The sequence below is a fragment of the Mycobacterium sp. 1465703.0 genome, from assembly GCF_001672975.1.
Classification (GTDB): domain Bacteria; phylum Actinomycetota; class Actinomycetes; order Mycobacteriales; family Mycobacteriaceae; genus Mycobacterium.
The window spans coordinates 1-4,989 of sequence record NZ_LZKU01000028.1 but is presented as its reverse complement, the minus strand read 5'-3'; the positions used below and the strand labels follow the sequence as shown (position 1 = coordinate 4,989).

At 67.4% G+C, this 4,989-nt stretch carries 5 protein-coding genes and 2 pseudogenes; 5 read left to right on the top strand and 2 right to left on the bottom strand.

Translation table 11 applies throughout. From position 1 onward, the window contains the following. Positions 1-570 (bottom strand): annotated as a pseudogene (locus A5625_RS02720) (hypothetical protein); the annotation flags it as partial. A gap of 345 nt (positions 571-915) precedes the next feature. Here A5625_RS02720 and rplS point away from each other — a divergent pair. The 4 genes and pseudogenes from rplS to A5625_RS02700 all read left to right on the top strand — a co-directional run bounded on the left by rplS (position 916) and on the right by A5625_RS02700 (position 3,387). Further along, on the top strand, positions 916-1,257 hold the full coding sequence (gene rplS / locus A5625_RS02715) for a 50S ribosomal protein L19 (protein ID WP_064877853.1): 342 nt from the start codon (positions 916-918) through the stop codon (positions 1,255-1,257). Positions 1,258-1,479: 222 nt separating this feature from the next. Then, a complete protein-coding gene (lepB, locus tag A5625_RS02710) occupies positions 1,480-2,268 on the top strand; it encodes a signal peptidase I (protein ID WP_369829972.1) in 789 nt (262 codons plus the stop codon). 2 nt (positions 2,269-2,270) lie between these two features. Beyond that, positions 2,271-3,033: pseudogene (locus A5625_RS02705) on the top strand (ribonuclease HII). A 48-nt stretch (positions 3,034-3,081) separates the two neighbouring features. Then, complete coding sequence (locus A5625_RS02700) at positions 3,082-3,387, top strand: DUF2469 domain-containing protein (RefSeq protein ID WP_003875077.1); 306 nt, start codon at positions 3,082-3,084, stop codon at positions 3,385-3,387. Between the two features lie 6 nt (positions 3,388-3,393). Here the strand turns inward: A5625_RS02700 and A5625_RS02695 are convergent, their stop codons facing one another. Beyond that, positions 3,394-4,164 (bottom strand): GAF and ANTAR domain-containing protein, encoded by a 771-nt coding sequence (locus tag A5625_RS02695; protein ID WP_066988832.1) that lies wholly within the window; start codon positions 4,162-4,164, stop codon positions 3,394-3,396. 300 nt (positions 4,165-4,464) lie between these two features. On the opposite strand from A5625_RS02695, the gene A5625_RS02690 reads away from it, so the two are divergent. Continuing rightward, positions 4,465-4,989 (top strand): NAD-dependent epimerase/dehydratase family protein (locus A5625_RS02690; protein WP_156747873.1); only part of this gene is annotated, 525 nt, incomplete at its 3' end.

Below are 4,989 nucleotides of genomic sequence, written 5' to 3'. Positions count from 1 at the left end.
CGGGGTGGTGGAGGTCAAGCCGTAACGGGCCGCCACCTCGGTGATGATGGCGGTCCCGCCGCCCTGGCCCCAGAATTTCTCGGCCGCGCCGTCGTCGGAGGACTGCAGCATGATGTCCAGGGCCTGGCGGTCGTCGGCGCTCAGTGGACCCTTGCCCTCGGATTCGTGCAGCAGCAGATCATCGGCGATGAACAGCTTCGCCACCGACGCGGTGCCGATGACCTGGCTGTTGCCGTTGGCGATCAACTGGTGGGTGCGGCGATCGAGGATGGCCACCGACAGGGCGGCGCCGCTGCCGGCCGCCTCGTCGGTGGCCTGGTGGACACGGGCCTGCAACTGGCCGAATCCCGGGCTGGGCAGCGCCTCGGGCGGCTGTGCAGGCGTCACCGCTTTGAGCATGAACGTGGCGGACTGCGGCGGAGCAGATGGCGGTGGCGAAGAGAGGACCCGTACGGGTGCGGCGACCGGGAGGCTGTACACCTTTGCCTGCACCAGCGCCTCGGAACCGGCAGCCACCAGCAACGTCACCGCCGCGGTGGCGGTGAACAGTGTCAGCGGACGTACCCGCATTCGTCTCCTCCGGCGTGACTTCGGCACCGTGCAACAGCGGGCCTGTCGCGCCACCTGCACCGGCCATCACGTCCCCGTCCGGGCAGCGCGTTCTGACCCCAGTCATATGTACCATTTACCAGCGAGTTTGGCGCGTTGCGAACCGCCGACTTCGTGTGATTTTCCCGGCACCCGCCCTGTCTGGCACAATTGACCAGTTGTCTCCAGCGGTTGCAGGCCGGTCGAGCCGTTGCCCGCCTGCTGCGAGATACGCCAGAAAGCCCGAAACCATCGGCTTGGTGACCGCCTCACACCCTGCGTGTGGGTAGCTGCCGCCGGCCGCGACCTCAAGGAAGTGTCTCGCACATGAACCGGCTGGACTTCGTCGATCAGGCGTCGCTGCGCGACGACATCCCGGTTTTCGGCCCGGGCGACACCATCAACGTGCACGTCAAGGTCATCGAGGGCGCCAAAGAGCGTATCCAGGTGTTCAAGGGCGTGGTGATCCGCCGCCAGGGCGGCGGCATCCGCGAGACCTTCACCGTGCGCAAGGAGAGCTACGGCGTCGGCGTCGAGCGGACCTTCCCGGTGCACTCGCCCAACATCGACCACATCCAGGTGGTGACCCGCGGTGATGTCCGTCGCGCGAAGCTGTACTACCTGCGTGAACTGCGCGGCAAGAAGGCCAAGATCAAGGAGAAGCGCTGAGCCGGGACGCCTTGGCGGCGCTGCTGATTCGCCCGGTCTTTTCGGCCGCCGGATCGCTTGCCGGTTTACCGGGCCACAACGTGCGCTGGCTACGCTGATCTCGTGACCGATACCGCGGATTCATCTAAGCCCGAGTCCCACACCGGCGAGTCAGATCCGAAGGTCTCTACCCGCAACCCGGAGACGCGCCCCGACGGCGACGCGGCGACGCCGGCCGGATCCATCCCCGAACCGGGACAGGCAGCCGAGACGCCCGATGCGGGCGAACCCGAGGACGCCAAGCGTTCGACGGTGCGCGAATTCGCCATCCTGGCGGTGATCGCCGTCGTCCTCTACTACGTCATGTTGACCTTCGTGGCGCGGCCCTACCTGATCCCGTCCGAGTCCATGGAACCCACGCTGCACGGCTGCACGGGCTGCGTCGGCGACCGGATCATGGTGGACAAGGTCAGTTACCGGTTCAGCGCGCCGCGCCCCGGTGACGTCATCGTCTTCAAGGGCCCGCCGCCGTGGAACCTCGGCTACAAGTCGATCCGGTCCAACAACACCGTGCTGCGCTGGGTGCAAAACGGGCTGTCCTTCGTCGGATTCGTGCCGCCCGACGAGAATGACCTGGTCAAGCGGGTCATCGCGGTGGGCGGCCAGACGGTGCAATGCCGGGCCGAGACCGGGCTGACGGTGGACGGCAAGCAGCTCAAGGAGCCGTACCTGGATCGCAACACCATGGCCGCCGACCCTTCGGTCTACCCATGCCTGGGCAGCGAATTCGGGCCGGTCGCCGTCCCGGCGGGGCGGTTGTGGGTGATGGGCGACAACCGGACGCACTCGGCCGATTCGCGCGCCCACTGCACCAGCGTGCCGGCCGAAGCCCTCAAGGGTGTGTTGTGCACCGGCGACCCGACCTCGGGAACCGTGCCGGTGTCCAACGTCATCGGGAAAGCCAGGTTCATCGTGTGGCCGCCGTCCCGATGGGGCGGCGTGGGATCGGTGAACCCGCAGCAGAATCAGTAGCTATGGCCACGACGTGGCCGCCGCGGACGGTGATCCGCAAATCGTCGGGCTTGCGCACCCTGGAGTCCGCGCTGTACCGCGGCGGGTTGGGACCGGTGGCCGGCGTGGACGAAGTGGGCCGCGGCGCCTGCGCCGGGCCGCTGGTGGTGGCGGCCTGCGTGCTCGGGCCGGGACGAATGGAAAGCCTTGCCGCGCTTGATGATTCCAAGAAGCTGACCGAGGCGGCCCGGGAGAAGCTGTTCCCGCTGATTCGCCGCTACGCCCTGGCCTATCACGTGGTGTTCATCCCGCCGGCCGAGGTGGACCGCCGCGGCGTACACGTCGCCAACATCGAGGGGATGCGCCGCGCCGTCGCCGGGCTGTCGGTGCGGCCCGGCTACGTGCTGAGCGACGGCTTTCGGGTGCCCGGTCTGGCCGTCCCGTCACTGCCGGTCATCGGCGGCGATGCGGTGGCGGCGTGCATCGCGGCGGCCAGCGTGCTGGCGAAGGTCAGCCGGGACCGGTTGATGGTCGCCATGGAGGCCGATCACCCCGGTTATGGCTTCGCCCTGCACAAGGGCTACAGCACGCCGGCGCACAGCACGGCGCTGTCGCAGCTGGGGCCGTGCCCCGAGCACCGCTTTTCGTTTATCAACGTGCGGCGGGTGGCCAACGGATCGGGCACCCGGTTGGTGGCCGAGTGCCCACCGGACCCACCGCTGCAGCGCGACGGATATCGGTGAGGAAAGATGGCATCAGGGTTCCGCCCCGGCGAACGGCAGCTGATGCCGGCATCCCCGGGAAAAACCGTTTGGGAGAAGGACGTCTGAGCAGATGAGTGCAGAAGATCTCGAAAAGTATGAAACCGAGATGGAGCTCTCGCTGTACCGCGAATATAAGGACATCGTCGGCCAGTTCAGCTACGTCGTGGAAACCGAACGGCGCTTCTACCTGGCCAACAGCGTGGAGATGACGCCGCGCAACGCCGACGGCGAGGTCTACTTCGAGCTGCGGCTGTCCGATGCCTGGGTGTGGGACATGTACCGGCCGGCGCGGTTCGTCAAGCAGGTGCGGGTGGTCACCTTCAAGGACGTCAACATCGAAGAGGTTGAGAAGCCGGAGCTGCGGCTTCCGGAGTAGCCGCCGCTAGTCACTAGGCGGAACTTCGTTGTCGCTGGGGACCGGCAACCTGCCACGCCGGTCGATGACCTCACGTGCGACATCGGCGAGTTTGATGTTCAGCGCCTGGGAATGGCGACGCAGCAGGTCGAACGCCTCGTCCTCGCCCATGTCGTGCAGCAACATCAACATCCCCACGGCCTTGCCGATCTCGCGGTTGCTCAGCAGCCCGCGTCGCAGGCTTGTCGCATCTTCGCCCTTGCCGACCGCGTTGATGGCGACACTGGCGAACGCGGCCAGCACCGCCGCCCGCCCGGCGGACTCGGCGTCGAACATGTTCGGGGTGTCGCTGAACAGGTTCAGCGCAGCTCCCTTGCGCTTGTCCACCAGCAGCCGAAACCCCATCGCGCCCCGCACCGGAGTCTCGGCGACCAGCAGCGACGCCAACTTGGGCCACAGCGACGGCGTGGTCAAGTCCGGGTCGATCTGGGGTGTCTCTTCCTCGATGGCGTCGATGCACGGGCCGTCGCCGGCGCGCCGCTCGAGTTCGTCGACGGTCTGCGCCAGCCGGTCACTGGCACCGACGGTGACGTACTTGTCGTTCTCGCGCACCAACAGGCTGGCGTGGTCGCAGCCGCGCACGGTCAGGGTCGCGGCGATGCAGATGGCGGCATACATCTGGTTGACGTCCGAGCCCTGGTAGATGATCTCGGCGAGGGCGGCGAAAACCGTCGCGGGGTCCGCTGTCTCCCCGCCCGTCGCGGGTGCACCCGCGCCGTTCGCCGATTCGTCGCCCATGCTGCGCCTCGTTTCCTGCGGTGTCGACGGTGCGGCCGCCTCCGGCCGCGCTAAATTATCAGTCGCCGACGCCAGCCTTACATGCAGTTTGGTCCGGTTGCGGCTAATCAGCGGGTATCTTGGCCGGTCACCGTCGACCGCCGGCCCCCGCTGGTGGTGCGGACAACCCGCACCTCCAACCGCTCACGAATCGCGAGACGTTGGATAGATGGTTCTACCATGCGCCGAATGTATGTGCCCAGGGACCGGTGACGTTGCCCACCGGGTTTCGGCTGGCCGCGGGAGGGAACGACGTTCTGCATGGGAGTAACCGTCGCGGTGACCGGGCCGACCGGGGAGATCGGTATCTCCGCGGTGACGGCGCTGGAACGCGAGCCCGCCGTCGATGCCGTCATAGGCATGGCTCGCCGGCCGTTCGACCCGTCTTCGCGCGGTTGGCTGAAGACCACCTATCAGCGCGGCGACATCTTGGACCGCGAGGCCGTTGACGCCCTGGTGGCGCAGGCCGACGTAGTGGTCCACCTGGCCTTCATCATCATGGGTTCGCGCGACGAGAGCGCCCGGGTGAATCTCGAAGGCACCCGCAACGTATTCGAGGCGACGGTGGCGGCCGAGCGGCCCCGGCGGCTGGTGTACACCTCGTCGGTGGCGGCATACGGCTACCACACCGAGGATCCCGTGCCGCTGACCGAGGACGTGCCCGCCCGGGGATCCGCCGAGCACTACTACTCCGAGCAGAAGGCCGCCTGCGAGGCGCTGCTCGCCGATATCACCAAGGATTCTTCGCTCGAGGTGTTCGTGTTGCGGCCGTGTGTCGTCGCCGGC

Excerpts from the sequence above, each read along its gene's own strand:
- rplS (WP_064877853.1), top strand. The coding sequence starts at position 916 with ATGAACCGGCTGGACTTCGTCGATCAGGCGTCGCTGCGCGACGACATC.
- A5625_RS02700 (WP_003875077.1), top strand. The coding sequence starts at position 3,082 with ATGAGTGCAGAAGATCTCGAAAAGTATGAAACCGAGATGGAGCTCTCG.
- A5625_RS02695 (WP_066988832.1), bottom strand. The coding sequence starts at position 4,164 with ATGGGCGACGAATCGGCGAACGGCGCGGGTGCACCCGCGACGGGCGGG.